The organism is Methylophaga sp. UBA1464 (genome assembly GCF_002325665.1).
In the GTDB taxonomy this organism is placed as follows: domain Bacteria; phylum Pseudomonadota; class Gammaproteobacteria; order Nitrosococcales; family Methylophagaceae; genus Methylophaga.
This window is the reverse complement of sequence record NZ_DCSO01000056.1, coordinates 13,378-14,486: the sequence shown is the minus strand read 5'-3', so window position 1 is coordinate 14,486 and position 1,109 is coordinate 13,378. Positions and strand designations below refer to the sequence as shown.

General features: G+C 49.7%; 2 protein-coding genes. Both read right to left on the bottom strand.

The window, feature by feature from the left end:
- Nucleotides 1-26: 26 nt before the first annotated feature.
- Nucleotides 27-923 (bottom strand): tyrosine recombinase XerC, encoded by an 897-nt coding sequence (xerC, locus tag B3O33_RS06995; RefSeq protein ID WP_414673278.1) that lies wholly within the window; start codon nucleotides 921-923, stop codon nucleotides 27-29.
- Between the two features lies 1 nt (nucleotide 924).
- Nucleotides 925-1,109: DUF484 family protein (locus B3O33_RS06990; RefSeq protein WP_292363273.1), on the bottom strand; the 185-nt coding region annotated here is incomplete at its 5' end.

Below are 1,109 nucleotides of genomic sequence, written 5' to 3'. Positions count from 1 at the left end.
CCCTCTGTGCCTCTGTGGTTAATATCCTAAGAACGTTTCTTAGCCCGAGGATGCGCAGCATCATAAACCTTTGCCAGGTGCTGAAAATCCAGATGAGTATAGACCTGAGTCGTGCTGATATCCGAATGCCCCAATAATTCCTGAACGGCTCTCAAGTCGCTACTGGATTCCAGCATATGCGAGGCAAATGCATGACGTAACCGATGCGGATGCACATGTTCGGAGATACCGTGTTTTTTACCCCAGAAAGCCAGACGCTGCTGGATGGAACGAACCCCAAGTCGTTTGCCTTGTTGGCTGGTGAATAATGCGGGTTGTTGATACAGACCGTTCTGATCACGTTTATCGAGCCAGACTTTTAACGCATCAATCGCGGTGCGGCCAATCGGCAGAATCCGTCCTTTATTACCCTTACCGGCTATAACATGCACCAGCTGCTGGCCGAAATCGACATCACGTAGATCCAATGCCGCCAGCTCTGCCAGTCGCAGGCCGGAGGAATAAAATAATTCCATAATCGCCCGATCCCTGCAGGCGACGAAGGTATCCGCGGGTGTGCTATCAAGTAAGGAATTCATCTGATCGACATCAAGGGTTTTCGGTAAACGTTTTTCAGCTTTGGGTGCCTGTACTGATTGCGCCGGATTATGATCCACCAGACCTTCTTTGAGCAGATAGCGATAAAAACTGCGAACAGCTGAAAGTAAACGATGAATACTGCGAGCGCTCAGACCTTTTCGATGCAGCCGGGCAATAAATAAACGAATATCTGCCGGTTTGAGTTGTTGCCACTCGGTAAATGATTGCTGTTGGCAGTAATCAACTAACTGCTGACAATCGCGCTGATAATTGAGTACGGTATGCGGTGAAACCCGGCGCTGCTGCTCCAGATACTGCAGAAAATCCTGCAGTGGTGTTTGCAGCTCAGCTGTCATTCTGGCCGTGACAGAAACGACGCATTAACCGCATAAATACTTCGCCGAGAAAACTTAAATATTCAGTGCCCATATCGGCATGGAAGCGATTGGCATCACTACTGGCAATGGCGAGCAAACCGGCGCAAGGCGTGTGGCCTAACGGTAAACAGGCGACCGAATGGACTACATCGG